The organism is Rufibacter aurantiacus (genome assembly GCF_017916345.1).
Classification (GTDB): domain Bacteria; phylum Bacteroidota; class Bacteroidia; order Cytophagales; family Hymenobacteraceae; genus Nibribacter; species Nibribacter roseolus.
This window is the reverse complement of record NZ_JAFMSV010000003.1, coordinates 717,160-737,928: the sequence shown is the minus strand read 5'-3', so window position 1 is coordinate 737,928 and position 20,769 is coordinate 717,160. Positions and strand designations below refer to the sequence as shown.

Below are 20,769 nucleotides of genomic sequence, written 5' to 3'. Positions count from 1 at the left end.
TAATGTTAGGTTGGGAAGACCAGCCAATATTGAATGGAGGAGTGGGCAAAGCCTGTTTTCATTTGGCAGAGGCATTAGCTAAACAAGTTGAGCTTACCATGATTGTTCCCCAGGCAGACCACTCGGCCCTGGACCACCATGCTGAGATTGTAGGACTGGATGAACTGAACCTGGCCGAAGTAAAACAAGCCCCGGTAGAAAAGACTTTTGAAAGATTTGCTACCACGCACCGGGTTCCTGCTGCGCTGTTCCCTTATGAAGAGCCTGCCGGGCTGGTTGAGCCCTCCATGGATGATGAAGACGCGGTTATTGATGCTACAACCGCTGAGGCTGCGGCTCCTGCCGTAGAAGAGCCGGCCAAACCGGCTGCGGTGAATTTCCCTAGTGGCAAGCCCCAGATTAACGTGGCGCAGGGCGCCCGCGGGACCCTTAACTTTGAGGTTATCCAGTTTGCGCGGTATGCCGCCAGATTGGCGTCCCATAAAGAGTTTGACGTAGTGTATGCCCATGACTGGATGACGTTCCTGGCGGGTATGGAGATCAAGATCCAGCGCAAAGTTCCGTTGATTGTGCATGTGCACAGCCTATCATTTGACCGCCAGGTAGGCGAGCCGCTGGGCTGGATCTACGAGCTGGAGACCAAAGCCATGAACGAGGCAGACCTGATCTTGACGGTAAGCGAAAGAACCGCCAGAATGATCACCAAGCGCTACGGAATTCCGGCTAAGAAAGTGCAGGTAGTGTACAACGGAGCCGATGAAGTGATACCTTCACCGGTAACCCCGATAAAGCGCAAACAAGTGACCTTCCTGGGTCGTTTGGTGGCCCAGAAAGGACCACTGCAATTCCTGAAAGTGGCCAAGCAAGTATTGAAGCATGATCCCGAGGTGACTTTTGTAGTAGCTGGCCACGGCCCGCAACTAGAGGAAGCCAAGCAGATGGTGCGCCGTTTGGGCATTGAGGATTCCGTGACCTTCACCGGCTTCTTGGCCCCGGCCAAAGCCGAGGAGTTGCTGAAGAATTCTACCGTGTTCCTGCTGCCCGCCCTTTCTGAGCCTTTCGGGTTGGCCGCTATTGAAGCAACCCTGGCCGGATTACCGGTAGTGATCACGCACCAGACTGGAGCCGCCGAAGTGCTGCCCCAGGCCAGCGTAGCCGACTGCAACGATACCGCCGGTTTAGCCGAACTCGTGCTGAATTTGCTGAAGGATACTGACCTGCGCCAGAAACAGGTAGAGGCAAACCAGAAAGCAGTAAAACAACTCACCTGGGGCGTAACCGCCGACCAGGTGATGGAGAACCTGCATAGCGTCCTGGAACTCCAGGACTAAGGCAGCCCCATGGTTTTAAGCCTGTTTTTTACAAAACTGCTTTAAAACAATAGGTTAGATAAGATTCTTTTTCTCTAGATAAAAAGGCCGGTGCGACATCTTGCACCGGCCTTTCCTTTTTGTTTAGTAAGTATTTTTCTGTTTCAAGGCTAGTTTTAGTAAAACAGCCTTAGAACGGTTATACATCAACCTTACTGCTGTAACAAGCTGAGGAAGAATTTCGGCAGGTGAATCCCTCAGCAGCTTTCAAGAACTGGATCTTTCAAGAACAGGGCCTTTCATTCCCGCTTTCACTCATCTGGTTCAAGTTTCTAACTTGGACCTACCCTTGGCTGAAGTTTTCAACTTCAGTGAGGCGAAAGCCATAGTAAGCACTTTGCGATATCATAAACTTTTTTGCCTGCTTGCGTTAAAGGGCCTATTTCATAACAGAACTTCAACACTAATCTTGGTTAGTTGCTTTTCTTCAGATTGAAAAAGCAATGGGTAATCACTTCAAGCGGAGAAAGACGCTGTATGCATAAAGGCCAGTTGCCGATTATGGGCTGAATTTTTAAAAACAGCTCAGTACCGGCAACTGGCCTTTTCTTCTGCGCCTCAATCCCCGCTTTTTTCGAAATCGGCTTTAAGCTTTATTTTAAGGAAAATGGGCCTAAAACAGTTTCCCGGTTAAGAATTAAAGTACAGTTCCAACACTAAAATTAATCTTCCCTAACCAACACTAGCGCAGTTCTGTTGGGCAGGTAAATGCTTAGTCTTGGTCCGTATTTAGTAGGCTGGGTAAAATACCTGATGGTGGTGTCTACCCGGTCATGGCCGCCGGTTTCGGGGGTATCAGAGGATAAAATCAGGCGGTAGCTTCCGGCTTCCGTTACCGGAAATCTGTAGTCAGGGATAGAGTTTTGGGTGTGGAAGTTGAAGAGGAAAACAAGCCCCGCCCGCTGGAAGATAATCACGTTGTTGTGGTTGTCCTGATGAAGCTTCACGGCCGCGCCGTGCTCCATAAGTTTATATTCCTGCGCCAGGGTCAGCATGTCTTTCTCAAACTGCCACATGTGGCGGTAGCGCAGATCAGGGTTATCTACCAGAGACCATTGCCGGCGGGCGTACTGGTAGCTCCAGTTGTTGCCCAGCCTCGGGAAATCCACCCATTCCGGGTGCCCGAATTCATTACCCATAAACGTCAGGAAGGCCTCGCCGCCCAACGCCATGGTGAGTAACCTGATCATTTTGTGCAATGCCACGCCACGGTCAATGACTGGGTTCTGGTCAATGGTGCGCATGCTGAAATACATGTCTTTGTCCATGAGCCAGAAAGCTAGAGTTTTGTCACCTACCAAAGACTGGTCATGCGACTCTGCGTAAGCCACGGTTTTCTCACCAACGCGGCGGTTGGTAAGCTCGTGCCAGATCTCGTCCAGGTTCCAGTCTTCATCGCGTTTGTGCTTGAGGGTTTTGATCCAGTAATCCGGGATGCCCATGCCCAGGCGATAGTCAAACCCGATGCCGCCGTCTTCCAGAGGCCGGCAGAGACCCGGCATCCCGCTCATGTCCTCGGCAATCAAAATGGCGCCCGGCACAAAGGTATGGGTCAGTTCAGAGGCCAGTTGCAGGTACAGAATTGCGTCCTCGTCTACGCTGCGGTCAAAGTAACGGTCATAATGTCCAAACCCCACGCCCTCGCCGTGGTGGTGGTACAGCATGGAAGTCACGCCATCGTACCGGAACCCGTCAATGTGGAATTCCTCCAGCCAGTAACGCACGTTGGACAACAGAAAGCGGCGCACCTCAGGCACCCCGTAGTTGAATAGCTTGGAGTCCCAGCCTGGGTGGTGGCCGCGCGGACCGTGGTGGAAGTATTGCCCCCCTGAACCATCAAAATCGGCAAGGCCTTCGGCGATGTTCTTAACCGCGTGCGCATGGATAAGGTCCATGACCACCGCAATGCCCAGACGGTGGGCCTCATTGACAAGGTATTTCAAATCCTCTGGCGTCCCGAAGCGGGAAGTAGGGGCGAAGAAGTTAGATACGTGGTAGCCAAAAGACCCGTAGTACGGGTGCTCCGCGAGGGCCATCAGCTGCAAACAATTATAGCCGGTTTCCTTAACGCGCGGCAATATAAGGTCAGCGAACTCGCGGTAGGTGCCTACGCCGTGCTTTTCCTGCGCCATGCCCACGTGGCACTCATAAATGAGCGGTTGCGTGAGTTTGGTCACGTCAAAGTCGCCATCGGTCCAGGTGAAGGTTTCCTCCGGTGCCCAGTACTGGCCAGAGAAGTCATAGGTCTGCGGGTCCTGTACCGCCCGGAAAGTAAACGGAGAGATACGGTCCGTGGCTTGCCCGGTAGCACCCACCACATGCACTTTGAAACGATGGCCGTGCTGCACCTGTACCTGGTCATTGGGCAGAAAGACTTCCCAGATGCCGTTTTCCAGCCGTTGCAAGGGGTGCGCCTGCCGGTCCCAGAAATTAAAATCCCCGATGAGGGACAAGGCCTGCGCCGCGGGAGCCCACTCACGGTAGCGCCAGCCATTGTTCTCCGGTTCATAGTGCAGCCCCATCTGGTGGTGCCAGGTGCTGTACTCAATTAGAGAGCCATAGTATTTGTCTATGTTCTGCCGGTTGGTTTCAAAACGGGCCATCCGCTGGTGAAGCTGCGGGGCATAAGGTGTGAGCCAGCTATCTGATTGGATTAAAGGGAGTGTTGGGGTAACCTTAGGCATAGGAGCGGTTTTGGGAATGGGTTAAGTTACAATTCCTTAAGGTAAGGTGCAACTGTGGTGGTTGGTTAGTTAAGGTTGATGGAAAGTTGTCAAAAAATAAATATAGATCATGTTAAAAATTGATAAATTCGCAAGGAAATCGATTTCGTAAAGCTGAGGCTTTATCTCCACTAAACTTAATCTGCCTATCGCATGAAGACTACGTTTCGTTTGCTTGGCTTGTTGCTGGTGTTGCTGCTGGTGCAAGTAGCCCAGGCGCAGGTGGTGACCTTGTCGCCTGCCTTCCCGGTACACAATGAACCGGTCACCATCACCTTTGATGCCACCAAGGGCACGGGCGGGCTCGCCAATGTCTCAGAGCCCGTGTATGCCCATACGGGAGTGCTTACCAACCTGAGTACCTCAGATTCTGACTGGAAGTACGTGAAAGCTCCCTGGGGTACCAATACACCGGCGGCGCTTATGACTTCCCTGGGCAACAACAAGTACCAGATCACCATTACCCCAAGAACCTACTACAACGTGCCGGCTGCGGAAGAGATCAAGGCCCTGATGTTTGTTTTCCGGAATGGCAGCGGAACGAAAGAAGGCAAGGATACCGGCGGAAAAGACATAAAAGTAGCCATCTACCAGTCTGGCTCCATCAATGTTTCTTTCAGCCAGCCTTCGGTAGGCATGAACGGCTTGTTCGTGAACCAGAACGACTACATCCAGGTCACGGGCGGTTCCTCAGCTAGCGCCAAGCTTTCGCTTTTTGTGAACGGGGTGAAAGTAAAAGAGGAAGCCTCCGCCACCACGCTTTCCATGCAACTGACCGCCTCCACACCCGGCGCGAATAAGGTAAAGCTGGTGGCAGAGAGCGGCAACCTCATGGCCGCCGATTCCTTCACCTTTGTGGTGCGTCAGCTAGCCCAGGCCCAGGCCCTTCCTGCCAATACCAAAGACGGTGTTACTTACCTGAGCTCTACCAGCGTACTTCTGAACCTGTTCGCGCCTAACAAGCAGACGGTGTACGTGGTTGGTGATTTCAACAACTGGACGGTAGGGGCCACCCCCATGAAGCGGACGCCAGACGGAACCCGTTACTGGGTACAGATTGACAACCTGGTGGCCGGCCGCGAGTACGCCTACCAGTACCTCATTGATGAGACCATCAGGGTAGGAGACCCTTATACCCAGAAAACCCTGGACCCTGACCAGGATCGGTTTATCTCTGCGGAGACCTATCCAAACCTCAAGGCCTATCCAACCGGCAAGGCTACCGGCATGTTATCGGTTTTCCAGACAAACCAGACGGCGTATGCCTGGAAAGTGGCTAACTTTGCCCGGCCCAAGAAAACGGATCTGGTGGTGTACGAACTGCTGGTGCGTGACTTCATCCAGAAGCACGACTATAAAACCTTAGCCGATACCCTGGACTACCTGAAAAGGCTGGGCGTGAACGCCATTGAGTTGATGCCCATCCATGAGTTTGAGGGCAACCTGAGCTGGGGCTACAACTCGGTGTACTACTTCGCGCCGGACAAATACTACGGGCCTAAGGAAATGCTCAAGCGCTTTATTGACGAGGCGCACGCCCGCGGTATGGCCGTGATCCTGGACATCGCCCTGAACCACTCTTACGGGCAATCGCCGATGGTGCAGATGTACTACAACAGCGCTACCGGCAAGACCACGCCTGAAAACCCCTGGTTTAACCCAGATCCCAAGCACGATTTCAACGTAGGCCATGATTTCAACCATGAGAGTGAGGCCACGAAGTACTTTGTGGACCGGGTAACCGAGTTCTGGCTCCAGGAGTACAAAGTGGACGGCTACCGTTTTGACTTGTCTAAAGGCTTTACCCAGAAAAACACCCTGGGCAGCGTGAGCAACTGGGGACAGTATGACCAAACCCGTATTGACCTACTCAAGCGTATGGCCAACCACATCTGGACTGTAGACAACAGCGCCTATGTGATTCTGGAACATTTTGCAGATAACAGCGAAGAAACGGTTTTAGCCAACGCCGGCATGATGCTGTGGGGCAACCTGCACGGGAACTACAAACAGGCCATTTTAGGCTTCAATGACAACTCTAACTTCAACTGGATCTCTTACAAGCAGCGCGGCTGGACCAGCCCTAACGTGGTGGGTTACATGGAGAGCCATGATGAAGAGCGCCAGATGGTGGAAGCCCTGGCTTACGGCAACAGCTCAGGTACTTACAACGTGAGGAACCAGGCTACCGCCTTGCAGCGGATGCAGTTGGCCGCGGCCTTTTTCTTCACCATTCCTGGGCCTAAAATGATCTGGCAGTTTGGGGAGCTGGGCTACGATGTGTCCATTAACCAGAACGGCCGTACCGGCGATAAACCTATACTCTGGAACTACTACCAGGAGGCCGAGCGCAAAAAGCTCTATAACGTGTATGCGGCCCTGATCAAGCTCAAGATCAATGAACCGGCTTTTGAATCTGGGAACTATACCCTGGATTTGCAAAACACCATGAAGACCATCCACATCCAGGACCCGGACATGAACGTGGCGGTGTTGGGTAACTTCGGGGTGACTTCTGGTACTATTGATCCCAAGTTCCAGAATACCGGTACCTGGTATGATTTTGTGACCGGCGAGGCTTTGAACGTGACCAATGTAAACCAGGCCATTACCTTGCAACCCGGCGAATACCGCGTCTATACCACCAAGCGCATCACCAGTTCCAGCATCCTCCTGGCTTCTAAAGAAGACAAAGACTTTCTGGCCAAACAGGTGGTGGTGTACCCTAACCCCAACAGAACCGGGGAACTGAACCTGCGGTACAACTTGACTTCTACTGCCGAGGTGTCTCTGCAGGTGTATGACCAACTGGGCCGTGTGGTAACCAGCCGCTCACTGGGTAAGCAAGCTGCCGGAAACCACACTATCAGCCAGAAACTCTCTACCGGCGCCGGAAACAAACTGGCTCCGGGTATCTACCATTGCAAGATGGTAACAGGTACATCGGCTAAAACCATCCAGGTAGTGGTGCAATAATAGTCCACCCTTAGGCTTAGTTCTGTTCTGATCCAAGCCACTTCTCATCGGGGCGTTTTAAGGTTGTTTTCACAAAAGCAGCCTTGGAATGCCCCGATGCTGTTGCAGTAAGTTCTAAAAGAAAAAGGGCTGGCTCTGCTTTGTACAGCAGGGCCAGCCCTTTTGTATAGTTAGATTTCCATAGGAAAGAAATCTAGCTAATTCCTTTTGGTGGATGCTTCGCTGAACTGAGTCACGAAATTAAGTTTGAGGCTTTCTCCTCATGGAAGTTACAAACTTCCAATCAGAGTAGGTCCAGGTTGAAAACTTGAACCATGCCTGCCTAAATATTGGATTAGCTGGATAGCAAAATTGGTACGAAGCGCTTACTTCAGGACGTACTGGATTCCGCCCAGTAAGTGCCGGAGAAAGAGCGGTTCCTGGAAGCTTTCATCGGTGTGGCCGCCGGCGGTGTAAAAGGCTTTGCCGCCGTCAAAGGTGTGGTACCAGGCAATGGGGTGGCTGGCTCCGTTTTTGCCTCCCTGGTAAGTGGTCTCGTCTAAAGTGGCCAGTACCTTGATGTTGGGGTTGATGTTCTTGAAGTTGTACCACTCGTCTTTCCTTTCCCATCTGTCTGGCAGGAAAGAGGTAGAGAGATGGGATTTATCCAGCACCTGGACAGTGGCATTCTGAATCTGCGGGTGGCTTTCAAAATAAGCGCCTACCAGTTGATTGTACCACGGCCATTGGTACTCAGTGTCAGTAGCAGCATGTACGCCTACAAACCCGCCGCCGCCTTTAATGAACTGCTCAAAGGCGCTTTGCTGGGCATCGTTCATCACATCCTGGGTGGTGCTCAGGAAAACCACCGCTTTGTACTTCTTCAGAGAATCTGAGGTGAAGATTTCTGCGTTCTTGGTGGTGTCTACCCCAAACCCATTCTCCCGCCCAAGCTTCTGGATGGCCGCCAAACCTGCTGGAATGGACGTGTGGTAAAAGCCCGCCGTCTTATAGAAAACCAACACCGATGGGAGCTTGGGACTGCTGTTATGGCTGTTTTCAGAGGAGCAATTGGCGAAGAGAAAAATGGACAAGAAGAGTAACAGGTACAGTTGTTTCATAAATGGGTGGGTGTCCGTTTGTTTAAGGATATAACTAAAAAGATTCGTTTTCTGATTAGCTATAATGCTACGCTTTTTAAGCCTGATTTACAAAAACAGGCCTAAAAAGCGTAGTACAGAAGTTATAGAAAATAAGGGTAGTCTTGGGTTTGCTGGCTTCAGAGAAGAGGATCTCCTTGCGGAGAAAATTTGCCTTCAGAGGCACCTTAAACGGCAGAAGCGTTAATCCAGGGGCTGCATGATCAGGTGCAGGGACTGGTCCAGTTCCGGGGTGTTAGGCAGCGGCAGTTTGAACACTTCCTCCAGCACGGTTTTCACCTGGGCAGGGCTGGTGAGCACCTGTTTTTCCGTGATTCCGTTCTCATGGTGGATGCTTAGTTCATAGTTGCGGAGCGCATAGCGGGCCTGCGGTGTGGTTCTGGCGAACATCAGCCCGTTAACAAACGGGGACCTGGGGTGGGTGGAGGTAAACCAATTGCTCACCTCATAGTCCGGTGCAAACTGCTCCTGCAGGCTGAACCGGTACATGGGTTTCCAGTTCCCCTGGATTTTGGCCTGCAACACAAATTCATTTTCCTGGGGCACCAGCCGGAAGGTCTCGTGCGGTGTTTTCTGTTCGCCGGTTTCCAGAAGCCGCAGAGGACCGGTGAGCGTCAGCCCCCCGAAACCCACATCCGCGATATAGTCGGCATCTTCCAGGTGCACCAGCAGCAGCATATGGGCCCGGGCGGTGGTCACGCCGGCCGGTACGTTCCAGAGAACCCGCGCGGCCAGGCCTTTCACCTGAAAACCCAGGGCCCGAAGGGCTTCCGCAAACAATTGGTTTTGCTCAAAGCAGTATCCGCCCCTACCTTCTTCCACCATCTTGCGTTGAAGCGACTCAATATCCAGCGGCACCGGCTGCTTCAAAAATGGATTGAGGTTCTCAAAGGGTATGGAGATGGCGTGCTGAAAATGCAGCTGCTGCAACGTTTCCAGGGTGGGGGTAAGGGGGCCGGAAAAGTTGATCCGGGCCAGATACCGCTCCAGGTCCAGTCCGTCTTTCTTTATCTTGAAGAGTGTCTTTTCCGGCGATACAAGGGCGTTTGCTTTCATCTTCTTAGGTAATAAAGGGTTATAGGATAGGTTTGTTGGGTATGAGGTGAAGGCCTCATGTTGGTAATAAAAAGGTGCTTTTGCCATCTTGGGAGGATAGCCTTAAGTCTGTATCAACCTAGTTAAGCCAGGTCAATCAGATAAAATTGCAATGATTAATTTATTATGTAATAAGGGTATTTGACTATTAAGATGTCTAATATAGGAATTAAATTGGAATAATTTAAATTAATCTAAAATTTGTTTCAAGCCTGCTTCCCAGATGACTTAAATAGATTCCTTTTTACTTACCTCCTGAAGGCCTCTTGAGGGAGATACGTTGGGTATCTTACTATTGCAGAAGATAGGATTACCTGGTTAAAGGAGAAACGAAATGGAACAAAAGCAGGAAGGAGACCAGTAGAAGATGATTGAACAATCCCGGGAGGTTTGTTTTAGGCTTCAATTAAGGGTCAACCCAGATTGGTGCCTTAAGCCTGGGAAGAAAAATTTAGTCCAATTCAGGTAAGTAAAAAACCATATGATGCAGTACTTATATCATCTTTTGCCAAGTGTGCGTTCTTTTAAAGTCTTTTCCTGAAATGGGTCGTAAAACAGGTGCGGCCTCTTTTTGAAATGAGGCGGCAAAGACGTTCATTTGCTTTAAACAAACCGTTCTAACTCTTACTAATTATGAAAAAAATCATTCTTTTCGTTGCCTTTCTTTCCTTTACCAGCTTGGCAGCCCAGGCCCAGGGCTTCACCTTAGGGCTGAAAGCGGGCATCAGCTCGTCTAATGTGGATCTTAAAAACCCTAGTGCCAATTTCACTCAGTTCAAGGAAGAGGGCAGCATTACCGGTTTTCATGCCGGCGTGTTCACCAGGTTCAATGTAGCAGGTTTCCTGCTGCAGCCCGAAGCGGTTTTGTCTTCTTCCGGCGGTAAATTCCAGGTGCCTAACCAGGACGGAACCGGTACCTCGGTGCAGGAAATTGGCTTCACCAATATAGACGTTCCCATTCTGGTAGGTTATAAACTGCTGTTCTTGCGGGCGTATGCGGGTCCGGTGGCCTCAGTACTCATCAACAGCGAGTCTGATGTACAGGACTACAAAGACTCTTTTGAATCTGCCGATTGGGGTTACCAGATTGGGGCTGGCGTTGACATTTCGCGGCTTACCGCCGATGTGCGTTATGAGCGCCTGAAACGGGCTTACACCGACCCAAACAATGGTAATGTTGACTTCAGAAACCGGCAAGTTATCCTGAGCATCGGGTACAAACTCATCGGTAAATAACCAATATACCCATTCACTAAAAAACAAGCACCTCCGTTTAGAGGCCATTTAATTGAAAACGGCCCCTAAACGGAGGTGCTTGTCTTTTTTACCCTTAACTGACCCGGTCCCGTGACCTGAACCTGATAAACTATTCAGGGACCATAAGGGTGTCTAAAGTCTTTTCCTGCTATTACGCTAAGCAAAGCGTTTACTCAAGCAACCAGCAGTTTACGCCGTCATTGGTCACCAACTGCAACACCTGGGATGGATTGAAAATTGGGCCTTCCACCCGCAGGATTCTGTCACAGTCCTCCAGGTCAAAGTTGATGCGGCAGCCCGGCAGGTGCTGCTGCAAAACCGCCACCAGTCTGTTTGCCTTGGCTACCTCTTCCACATTGGTGGCAAACACTTCCACCATTCTGTTTTCCTGCTGAATCATCATTGGGGATGGGCTTTAAGACCAAAACTTTCTGTCAGAAAAAGGCCGATAAGGGTTAAACGAGTTATAGGGTAGTGGTTTCCGCTTCCGGCGTGAGGGCCTGCTCTTTCGCCTCTTGTTTCAGGTCATGGTTCACCATCCACTTGATATTGAACCGGTCGGTCAACATCCCGAAGTATGCTCCCCAGAATGTTTTCTCCAAGGGCATGTCCACTTTTCCGCCTTCAGATAGGGCCTTGAAAATGTTGGTGGCTTCTTCCACGCTTTGAGTGTCCAGGGAAAGGTGGAAGTTGTTACCCATGGTTACGGTGTGGCCCATAGATTCCAGGGAATCGGTGCCCATAAGGATGGTGCCCTGCCCAATAGATAAAGCGATGTGCATGATCTTGTCAAGTTCATGGGCTGGGATTCTGCCTGCGTCTGGTATATCGCTAAAACGCTGCAGGACCAGGAACTCGCCCCCGAAAACAGATTTGTAGAAATTGAAGGCTTCCTCGGTGTTGCCGTTGAAGTTCAGGTAAGGATGTAAGGTAACCATGTTGCTATTGATTATTGATTTGAGGTGAGTTGATCTTTTTCAAGTATTCCTTTAAGGCTGGTCAGGCTGGTTTCCATGTCCTTGCCCAACATTGGCTCCATGACTAAATGCATCAGGTTACAAGGGTAGGGGTAGCCGCCCACCATGGCCCAGGTTACCTTGGTCTGGTTCTGGGATACCGCGGTGGTGGTAAAAGGCGTGCGGGCAATTGCCTCCATGGGTTTCTGAAACCTGATCTCAATGTCCACGCTTTCTCCGGGCACCAGCCCCTTTATTTCCTGTTCGCCCTTGCCGGCGTTCTCGTTCCCGTCCCAGGCATAGACAAAGCCCACCGTTCCGTCGGTACCCCGGTAGCTCTTCTTCATCTGCGGGTCCTGCATGGCCCATTTGTTAAAGTAATCCTGGTTTCTGATGTGGCTTATGTAATTGAATACCTGTGTGTTGGGTTGATTGATGACAATCTCGCGTTCAATGCGGTATTCACGGGAAACAAACAGGGCCGCAATGAGAAGAACCGCTAGTAAAACAGCTAAACCCAGAAATATTTTTTTGATGATCTTCATTTGGTAGGGCAGGAAGTTTAGTTCGCTTAATTTTCAGACAGTTCTTTGATCTTGAGCAAAGCCTGGTCCCAGGCCGCAGACATCATATCAAAATACTCCGGGCTCATGTCGCTTTCAATGAGGAGGTGGGTGCCTTGGCCAGAGGGAACCAGCCGGTAGGTTTCCTGTCCGCCCTGTACGGCTTGGGCCCCGGGGCTCTGCGTGTCTTCTTCTCCGTTTACCAGCATACCGTCGTACTCAATGGAAAGCACTTCCAGGGGCGTATTCTGCACAATCCTGCCCACCATGCCGCTCTGGGATTCATCTTTGAAGACCACCTTGCTTCCCAGTTGCCAATCAGTAACGGCATGCGTACCTTCGCTGAAGGCGGCAAACCACTGGCGGGTGAATTCGTCTTTCAGCAGCACTTCCCAGACGCGCTCTCTCGGGGCATTTAAGCTAATCTCTTTTTTGATGGTGGTTTTTTCCATGGCTTTTATCTGGTTTGTTGAACAATCTTCATGAAAGTCAGGAATCCCGTTATGGGCTTGGTTTCTAAAAAACTGCCTCTAAACGGATTGCTAATTTCTTTTGTGTTGGCCAATTCCTTTAGCACAAACATACAAACATCTGGTGTTTTCAAAAGAGGGTGAATGCGACATAATTGGGGGTTGATTACGACAATAAAGCTTCTTACTTTAAGGCTATGAAGCACATCTCTATTCTTATTCCCGAAGGTGATATTAGCTTTAGCAATATCGAGGCGACCCATAAGATGTTCACCAAGGTCAACGAGGCTTTGGAGCGGACGGGTCAGGCTCCATTGTTCAAGGTGCAGCTGGTGGGGCTCACCCAGGATACCAGGGTAACAAACGGCTTATTCAGCATAAAACCCGAGCTGGTGGTGGAAGATGCCCTCAAAACAGACCTCATCATTATCCCGGCCGTGCACGGCGATATGAAACAAGTCATTGAGGAGAACAAAGGCTTTGTGTCCTGGATCATCAGTCAGTACAGAAACGGAGCCGAGGTGGTGTCTTTGTGCATCGGGGCTTTCCTGCTGGCCTCCACCGGGCTGTTAAAAGGCCGAAGCTGCACCACGCACTGGCTGGCGGTGGAGGAGTTTAAGCAGATGTTCCCAGACGTGAATTTGCTGCCCTACAAGATTATCACCGATGAGGGAGGCATTTACACCAGCGGCGGGGCCTATTCTTCGCTTAACCTCATTCTGTACCTGGTGGAGAAATTCGCGGGCCGCAACATGGCGGTGCGCTCCTCCAAGATCTTTGAAATTGACATTGACCGCAACAGCCAGTCACCGTTCATCATTTTCCACGGGCAGAAAGAGCACCACGATGAGCAGATCCGGAAAGTGCAGGAGTTTATTGAGCAGAATTTCCAGAACAAGATCACCGTGGAGGAACTGGCCGAGATGTGTTTCCTGGGCCGCCGCAATTTTGAGCGCCGGTTCAAGAAAGCCACTTCCAACACGGTAGTAGAATACATCCAACGGGTGAAAGTAGAAGCCGCCAAGTTGTGCCTGGAGACTTCCCGCGAGAACGTGAACGAGGTCATGTACTCGGTGGGGTACTCAGATACCAAAGCCTTCAGAACCACCTTTAAAAAGATCACCGGCATCTCGCCGCTTGAATACCGGAACAAATACAATAAAGAAGCCATGGAAATGGCTTGATCAGTTTCCGGCAAGCCAAAACATCAAGACGGGAAGCACCTGTTACTGTCAACAAGGAAGCATCTGTTACTGTCAACAAATTAAAGCCTTTGGGCCGATGAAAACGGAATGCATCTTCTGTTTCATCGGCCCAAAGGCTTTTTTGTGAGTGATCTTTAGAGTTCTACTTGACTATGCCTACTTTAGGTGTATCATGGTGATAATCAGTTTTTAAAGGAGCGGCAGGTAAACCTTTTTTGCTGTACAGATTGGCACCCTCTAGGTTGTCGGCCCAGGAATAGCGCACCGCTTCCAGGGCAGGTACTTCGTCGCTCCATTCACCCAGGTCAATGGCTACGGCTATGTTGTTTTAGGCCTGTTTTTTTTGAAAAAGAGCCTTAATCATCACCTGTGTTCTGGAAGTTCTGAAACTTGCCGCAGTCCTGCGGAAACAGTTTGCTTAGAATAACTCGTTTTTAGTTCCTATACCTTTAAAGCTTTTATTTAGGCCCTTATTCCTGTACCTTTAAAGCAAAGCACTATTTTAGTTTCCCTTATTGCAGATGAAAGTACTGGTTATTGAAGATGAGCCCAATGTGGCCGCATTTATTAAAAGAGGTCTTCAAGAACAGACGTTTGAAGTGGAGGTGGCCTACGATGGCCTGACCGGCAAAAGGCTGGCTCTGCAGAACGAGTACCAGGTCATCGTGCTGGACATCATCATGCCCCACCTCAGCGGGTTAGACCTGTGCCGACAACTGCGGCAAGAACAGATCAAGACACCCCTGCTATTGCTTACCGCTCTGGGCGCCACCGATGACATCGTGGACGGATTAGAGGCCGGGGCCGATGATTACCTGACCAAACCCTTCAAATTTAAAGAACTGGTGGCGCGGGTCAGGGCATTGGCCCGGCGGGCCGATACTTCTGTATCCAGCAACCTCTTGCAAGCCGGCGATCTGCAACTGAACCTGGATACGAAAGAAGTCACCCGTGAAGGAAAACTAATCAACCTCACTGCCCGGGAGTTCGCCTTGCTGGAGTATTTTATGAAAAGGCAAGGTAAAGTATTGTCCAGGGTAGATTTACTGGAGAATGTATGGGACCTGAACTTTGATTTAGGCTCTAATGTGGTAGACGTATACGTGAACTACCTGCGCAACAAGATTGACAAAGAGTTTTCTACCAAGATGATCCATACCGTAGTGGGTATGGGCTACATTCTTAAGAAGCCGGAGGACGCGTGAATTTCCGGAATCAACTCACCCTCATCTTTACAGGGCTCACCACGGCGGTGCTCATCTTCATGGGCCTTGTTATTTACTTTTTTGCTGAGCAGTACACCCACCGGCAGTATTTCCAACGATTAAGGGACAGGGGCGTTATCTCGGCGCAGATGTACCTGGAGCGGGATGAACTCAGTGCCGCCAGCATGCAGAAAATCCAACGCAAATACCTGCAAAGTTTAGCTAGGGAAACCCTCACCATTTTTGATAAAAACCGTCAGGTGTTATTGTCGCCGGATACAGATAAACCTAGTGTTCCATCTGATGTTTTTGACGAGATAGACCAACACCAGGAGGCAGAGTTCTGGCAAGAAGACAAACAGGCAGTAGGGCTTTGGTATGAGGACAACCAGGGAAACTTCTATGTGATTGTCTCCGCCATGGATGTGACCGGCAAAAGCAAACTCCAGAACCTACAAAAGGTATTGCTGGTCAGTATATTGGTTGGTATGGTGATCATGGCTGTAGCGGGTCACTTCTTCGCCAGAAAGGTATTGCAACCCATTGTTTCCATTGTGCAGGAGGTCAACAAGATCAGGGCCTCCAATTTGCACCTGCGGGTTAAAGGGCGGGAAAACCGTGACGAAATTGGGGATTTGGTGTCTACCTTTAATCAGATGCTGGAGCGCCTGGAGACTTCCTTCTACATGCAGAAGAGCTTTATCGCGAATGCCTCCCATGAGCTCCGGAATCCTCTGACCGCCATTAGGGGCGAATTGGAAGTTACGTTGTTGAAAGACCGAACCCCGGAAGAGTATAAGCAGTCGTTGGAAACGCTCCAGAAGGAAACAGACCGTTTGGAAAAGCTTACATCAGATTTGATTCTTCTGGCCCAGACCGGATTTGACGAAGAAGCAGTTAGGCAGGAACAGGTGCGGATAGACGAAGTGCTGCTAGAAGTAAAAACAGATTTGAGGCAACAACTTCCGCAGAAGCAAATCCAATTGGATCTCTCCAACCTGCCGGAAAATCCAGAGTTGATAACCGTTCTGGGAAACCGCAACCTGTTGCAGATCGCCTTTAAAAACGTGCTGGAAAATGCCTCCAAGTTCTCAGACCATCAACCTGTGTTAGTTTCCCTAAAATGTGAGGAGAGACAAGTGGCGGTACTGGTGAAGGATCAGGGGATAGGTATTCCCGAGCAGGAGCTGAATCGAGTAATGGAGCCTTTCTACCGCGCGCAGAACGCCCGTTCCCGCACCGGCTCCGGCATTGGCCTAGCCATGACTGAGAAGATTATGCGGCTGCACGGAGGGTCCATCAAAATGGAATCAACTCTGCAGAAGGGCACTACTGTCACGCTGCTTTTTCCTACGTTTTACCAAAGCTAGGTTTTAGGCCCATTTTTATAAAAAGAGGCTGTAAACAGGGGTTACAGTAAAAGTTGATAAGGAATAAAGCTGTTAATAGAGGCCAACGAGTAGAACAACCGCATATGGAGGCCATCGCCTTATCATCCTGCCGGATGGCGGCGTAGCACTGCAATGACGCTACATTTTGTATCCTGTAGCGACGTTAACCCGAAACGTCGTACTCGTACCAGCAAAATAGAAACCTACCAGCCATTCAGATCATGTTCTATGAATTTGACCCACAGTTGCCTGCATTAGATGTAAAATCCTTCTGGCTGTTTATGAGCCTATATTGATCGTAATATTCGCCTTGGTTATTGAATACCTTCTTTAGGAACTCTGCAATGATAAACGATAAGGTTAATTCCACCTTTTTATCAAAGCATTTTAAATCATACAGCAGATCAACACTTTCAAACTCATATTTTCTAATTAATTGTTTTATTTTGTTTACTTCTATCTCTGACCTGGAGGTCTCACAAACATAGAATTGACTTTCAGTTTCCGCCTGATGATTTCTGAAATAAGTGGCATGTACCCCTAGTTTGTTGCACAGTTCAATGATCTCAGAGCTATTCAGACTGGAAGAAATCTTCTTCTTTTCCTCTATCTGATAAATCTCCAATAGGTTCTCAATGGCCAGTTTTTGCTGAAACACCGCACTTAGTAAACCAAATAACCTCAGGTAACGGCCACCTACTTCGGGGTGGCTGGCTAAACCGTCCAAGCCATATTTGACAAAACTCTTCTTCGCCAGTTCTCCAACTTCAATCACATAGATGGAGCGATGCAGTAAATTCCAGTTAATGTCTTTAGTAAAGGACTTATCAGGGGTTTTGGACTTATTTTCTTCTGTTTTCCGCTCGTCAGTAATTTCATTTACCATTAGCTTCTGCAGGTTGTTATACTTCTCCATGATTGTTTCCATTAGGTTGTTTCTTTATAGGTGTACAAACTATGAAATGAAATATTGACCTCCTTAAAAGCCCCTAAAACGTAATTCTTCCTGACGCTACTTTTGGGCATTAAGCAGCTTTGAATTTGAAGTAGAATAGAGGTGTTTAAAAGCATTGATAAACTCCCAACGCCTTTTCACCAAAAGTAACCGGGGCGGCACAAGGCCACCCCGGTTCACTCAAGCACGAACCGTTACACAAACAGTCAAACCTATCAAAACTATGCGGGCACGGTATTCGCCTTCCGTGCCACGAGGGCATTGGTTCGTTTCTTGAGTGTTCTTTTGTAAACGCTGTCAAACAGCAGCGGGAAAATGAGTAGGGTGAGGACGGTAGCGCTGATGAGGCCGCCAATCACCACAATGGCCAGCGGTTTCTGCGTCTCGGACCCGATGCCGGTAGATAGCGCAGCCGGTAACAACCCGATGGCGGCCATCATGGCGGTCATCACCACGGGGCGGGTGCGCTCTTTCACACCTTCTTTGATAGCTTTGGCGAGCGGCATTTCCTCCAGCAGATTGTTCTTGAACACTGAGATGAGGATCACCCCGTTTTGCACACATATCCCGAAAAGGGCGATAAAACCCACGCCCGCAGAGATACTAAAATTGGTATGGGTCATCAAAAGGGCCAGAATACCACCAATTAAGGCGAACGGCACGTTCAGGATTACCAGCGCCGCGTCTTTCCCGTTGCCAAATAGTGCGAACAAAATCAGGAAGATTAAGACAATACTTACCGGCACCACTTCCATCAGGCGATCGGTGGCCCGGATCTGATTCTCAAACTCGCCCTTCCACTCCAGGTGCATGCCTTTGTCCAGCTTCACCGCCTGGGCTACTTTCTCCTGCGCTTCTTTGATGGTGCTGCCCAGATCGCGGCCGCGTACCGAGAACTTTACGGCAATGAAGCGGGCGTTGTCTTCGCGGTACACAAAGGCCGGGCCGGTCACACTGCTGATTTTGGCAATTTCCTTCAGCGAGATGTTACCTCCGTGGCTCGTAGGCACCCGCAGGTTGCCCAGTTGTTCTTCATCGTTTCGGAACTCCTGCTGATACCGGATCCTGATGTCAAACTTCCGCTCGCCTTCGTAGAGGCTGCTGGCACCTTTCCCACCGATTGCCATTTCAATGACTGCCTGCGCATCGGCAGTAGAAACGCCGTAAGAAGACATGCGCTGCTGGTCCAGTTCAATCCGCATTTCGGGCTGGCCTATGAGGTTGATCACGCCTAGGTCATCAATCCCCTCTACCTGGTTGAGCACATTATAAACTTGATCGCCTAACACTTCTAACCGTTGCAGATTATCGCCAAACACCTTCACGGCCATGGAGCCTTTCACCCCGGAGACCGCTTCCTCCACATTGTCCATGATGGGTTGGGAGAAATTGAAACTGATGCCCTGGTACGCCGCCAGTTTAGTCTGCATCTCTTGGATGAGTTCTTCTTTGCTGATTTTCCGTTGCCAGTCGTCTTTGGGCTTCAGGTCCACGTGCATCTCAATGTTGAAGAAACCGGTGGGGTCTGTCCCGTCGTTAGGCCGGCCTGTCTGGGACATTACCTGCTTCACCTCGTCAAAGGACCTGATGGTGCCTCTGATCTTTTCTGACATTTCTATGGACTGCTTTAAGGACGTACTCATAGGCATGCTGGCCCGCACGTACACGGCGCCCTCGTTCAGTTGGGGCAGGAACTCAGAACCCAGGAAATTGAAAGTGAAAAGCCCCGCCGCCATGATTGCCAAGGCCACTACTAAACTCGCCCGCTTGTGCTTGTAGGTGAAAGAGAAGCCTTTGTAGACATACTTGTTCAGGAAATTCACAAACGGGTTGTTTTTCTCCCGCACGTTCTTATTCAAGAGCATGCTGGAAAGCACCGGAACCAGCGTGAGGGTGAAGAACAAAGCCCCCAGCAAGGCAAAGCCCAGGGTGTAGGCCAGCGGTGAGAACATTTTCCCCTCCACCTTCTGGAAGGCGAAGATGGGCAGCAGGGCGGTAATGATGATGAGCTTGGAGAAGAAGATAGACTTGCCTAAATCAATGGCGGTTTTCTTGATAATGCCGCGTTTAGAGAGCAGGTTGTAACGGGCCATGCCCACCTCGTGCGCCTTCTTGTCCAGCACCACAAACAAGCCTTCCACCATCACCACGGCTCCGTCAATGATGATCCCGAAGTCAATGGCCCCCATAGACAGCAAGTTCGCCGACATGCCTTTGAGGCGCATACACACGAACGCAAAGAGCAAGGCCAGCGGAATGATGATGGCCACCGTGATGGTGGTGCGCCAATCGGCCATGAAGAGGAACACGATGGCCGTCACCAGTACAATGCCTTCCAACAGGTTATGCGACACGGTTTTGGTGGTAAAGCCAATCAGGTCGGAACGGTCATAGAAAGGTTTAATCTGCACGTCATCGGGCAGCACTTGTTCGTTCAACTCCGTGATCTTGTTTTTGAGCGATTCCAGCACTTCGCTGGGATTCTCGTTTTTGCGCATCACCACAATGCCTTCCACCAGGTTGGTGTTCTCGTCGCGGCCCACAAAGCCCAGGTTAGGCAAATGCGATTCTGCCACCGAAGCCACGTTGCGGATGAGCACCGGTACACCGTTACGTTCCGTGACCATCACTTTCTCAATCTCTGCAATGTTGTTGAGCTGCCCGATGCCGCGCACCACGTACGCCTGCCCGTTCTTCTCAATCACATCGCCGCCCACGTTGAAATTGCTTTTGGCAATGGCCTCGTAGACATCGGGCGCAGTGATGTCATATTTCCCAATCAGGCTGGGGTCAACGCTCACTTCGTAGGTCTTCACTTCTCCCCCAAAGCTCACTACGTCGGCGATCCCGGGCACGCCTTTCAGCTTGCGGTCGATCACCCAGTCCTGAATGGTTTTCAGGTCGCGTACATCCTTGGTCTTGCTCTCCAGGGTGTAGCGGAAAATCTCGCCGGTGGGCCCCGCGGAGGGCTGCATCTCGGCGTCAATGCCCTCGGGCAGGTTCACGGTGGCCAGCTGGTTGGCCACTAACTGCCGGGCATGGAAATCGTCTACCTCGTCTTCAAAGATCATGGTCACCACCGATAGTCCGAAGAGCGAGATAGACCGCAGGCTGGTCTTTTTAGGCACCACGTTCATCTCCACCTCTATGGGAATGGTCACGAACTTCTCCACCTCCTCGGCGCTGCGGCCAGGCCATTGCGTGATGATCTGCACCCGCGTGTTGGTCACGTCCGGGAACGCCTCAATAGGTGTGTGCAGGAAGCTGAAGATACCGGCCACCACAATGCCGGCGGTGATGAAAAAGACTAGGAACCGGTTCTTGAGCGAGAACCCGATAATATTTTTAATGAATGAATTCATGATGAAAGGAATAACTGAGACGTTGGCTACCTTTTGCCAGACACAGCGTGCCTGGTGATTTCTGTTTTAGGCCTTCTTTTATGAAAAGAGGGTCAAAACGGG

At 50.4% G+C, this 20,769-nt stretch carries 15 protein-coding genes; 6 read left to right on the top strand and 9 right to left on the bottom strand.

Annotated features, from left to right (window positions below; all coding sequences use genetic code 11):
• The first annotated feature begins 98 nt into the window (after nucleotides 1-98).
• Complete coding sequence (locus J3P34_RS13615) at nucleotides 99-1,331, top strand: glycosyltransferase family 4 protein (protein ID WP_345890366.1); 1,233 nt, start codon at nucleotides 99-101, stop codon at nucleotides 1,329-1,331.
• A gap of 701 nt (nucleotides 1,332-2,032) precedes the next feature.
• Here J3P34_RS13615 and J3P34_RS13610 read toward each other — a convergent pair.
• Nucleotides 2,033-4,054: an alpha amylase C-terminal domain-containing protein gene (locus J3P34_RS13610; protein WP_210489204.1), complete on the bottom strand. Its 2,022-nt coding sequence runs from the start codon at nucleotides 4,052-4,054 to the stop codon at nucleotides 2,033-2,035.
• Nucleotides 4,055-4,246: 192 nt separating this feature from the next.
• On the opposite strand from J3P34_RS13610, the gene J3P34_RS13605 reads away from it, so the two are divergent.
• Nucleotides 4,247-7,069, top strand: coding sequence for a DUF4961 domain-containing protein (locus J3P34_RS13605; RefSeq protein ID WP_210489202.1), 2,823 nt, complete (start codon nucleotides 4,247-4,249; stop codon nucleotides 7,067-7,069).
• A gap of 365 nt (nucleotides 7,070-7,434) precedes the next feature.
• Here the strand turns inward: J3P34_RS13605 and J3P34_RS13600 are convergent, their stop codons facing one another.
• Nucleotides 7,435-8,169 (bottom strand): ThuA domain-containing protein, encoded by a 735-nt coding sequence (locus tag J3P34_RS13600; RefSeq protein WP_210489201.1) that lies wholly within the window; start codon nucleotides 8,167-8,169, stop codon nucleotides 7,435-7,437.
• Nucleotides 8,170-8,391: 222 nt separating this feature from the next.
• The gene (locus J3P34_RS13595) at nucleotides 8,392-9,264 is read right to left on the bottom strand and encodes an arylamine N-acetyltransferase family protein (RefSeq protein ID WP_246853701.1); all 873 of its coding nucleotides are present in this window, start codon (nucleotides 9,262-9,264) and stop codon (nucleotides 8,392-8,394) included.
• A 672-nt stretch (nucleotides 9,265-9,936) separates the two neighbouring features.
• On the opposite strand from J3P34_RS13595, the gene J3P34_RS13590 reads away from it, so the two are divergent.
• A complete protein-coding gene (locus J3P34_RS13590; RefSeq protein WP_210489199.1) occupies nucleotides 9,937-10,539 on the top strand; it encodes a porin family protein in 603 nt (200 codons plus the stop codon).
• Nucleotides 10,540-10,729: 190 nt separating this feature from the next.
• On the opposite strand, the gene J3P34_RS13585 is transcribed toward J3P34_RS13590, so the two are convergent.
• The 4 genes from J3P34_RS13585 to J3P34_RS13570 all read right to left on the bottom strand — a co-directional run bounded on the left by J3P34_RS13585 (nucleotide 10,730) and on the right by J3P34_RS13570 (nucleotide 12,531).
• The gene (locus J3P34_RS13585; RefSeq protein ID WP_210465190.1) at nucleotides 10,730-10,963 is read right to left on the bottom strand and encodes a hypothetical protein; all 234 of its coding nucleotides are present in this window, start codon (nucleotides 10,961-10,963) and stop codon (nucleotides 10,730-10,732) included.
• Between the two features lie 61 nt (nucleotides 10,964-11,024).
• A complete protein-coding gene (locus tag J3P34_RS13580) occupies nucleotides 11,025-11,498 on the bottom strand; it encodes a VOC family protein (RefSeq protein WP_210489198.1) in 474 nt (157 codons plus the stop codon).
• A gap of 11 nt (nucleotides 11,499-11,509) precedes the next feature.
• The gene (locus J3P34_RS13575) at nucleotides 11,510-12,061 is read right to left on the bottom strand and encodes an SRPBCC family protein (protein ID WP_210489197.1); all 552 of its coding nucleotides are present in this window, start codon (nucleotides 12,059-12,061) and stop codon (nucleotides 11,510-11,512) included.
• 26 nt (nucleotides 12,062-12,087) lie between these two features.
• A complete protein-coding gene (locus J3P34_RS13570; protein ID WP_210489196.1) occupies nucleotides 12,088-12,531 on the bottom strand; it encodes an SRPBCC family protein in 444 nt (147 codons plus the stop codon).
• A 215-nt stretch (nucleotides 12,532-12,746) separates the two neighbouring features.
• On the opposite strand from J3P34_RS13570, the gene J3P34_RS13565 reads away from it, so the two are divergent.
• The 3 genes from J3P34_RS13565 to J3P34_RS22390 all read left to right on the top strand — a co-directional run bounded on the left by J3P34_RS13565 (nucleotide 12,747) and on the right by J3P34_RS22390 (nucleotide 16,329).
• Complete coding sequence (locus tag J3P34_RS13565) at nucleotides 12,747-13,733, top strand: GlxA family transcriptional regulator (protein WP_210489195.1); 987 nt, start codon at nucleotides 12,747-12,749, stop codon at nucleotides 13,731-13,733.
• A gap of 542 nt (nucleotides 13,734-14,275) precedes the next feature.
• Nucleotides 14,276-14,959 (top strand): response regulator transcription factor, encoded by a 684-nt coding sequence (locus J3P34_RS13560; protein ID WP_210465184.1) that lies wholly within the window; start codon nucleotides 14,276-14,278, stop codon nucleotides 14,957-14,959.
• A complete protein-coding gene (locus J3P34_RS22390) occupies nucleotides 14,956-16,329 on the top strand; it encodes a sensor histidine kinase (RefSeq protein ID WP_210489194.1) in 1,374 nt (457 codons plus the stop codon). The genes J3P34_RS13560 and J3P34_RS22390 overlap by 4 nt, the downstream gene beginning before the upstream one ends.
• A gap of 247 nt (nucleotides 16,330-16,576) precedes the next feature.
• Here J3P34_RS22390 and J3P34_RS13550 read toward each other — a convergent pair whose 3' ends face one another.
• Both J3P34_RS13550 and J3P34_RS13545 read right to left on the bottom strand, forming a co-directional pair.
• Nucleotides 16,577-17,278 (bottom strand): hypothetical protein, encoded by a 702-nt coding sequence (locus tag J3P34_RS13550; RefSeq protein WP_210489193.1) that lies wholly within the window; start codon nucleotides 17,276-17,278, stop codon nucleotides 16,577-16,579.
• Nucleotides 17,279-17,526: 248 nt separating this feature from the next.
• Complete coding sequence (locus J3P34_RS13545; RefSeq protein ID WP_210489192.1) at nucleotides 17,527-20,667, bottom strand: efflux RND transporter permease subunit; 3,141 nt, start codon at nucleotides 20,665-20,667, stop codon at nucleotides 17,527-17,529.
• Between the last annotated feature and the right edge of the window lie 102 nt (nucleotides 20,668-20,769).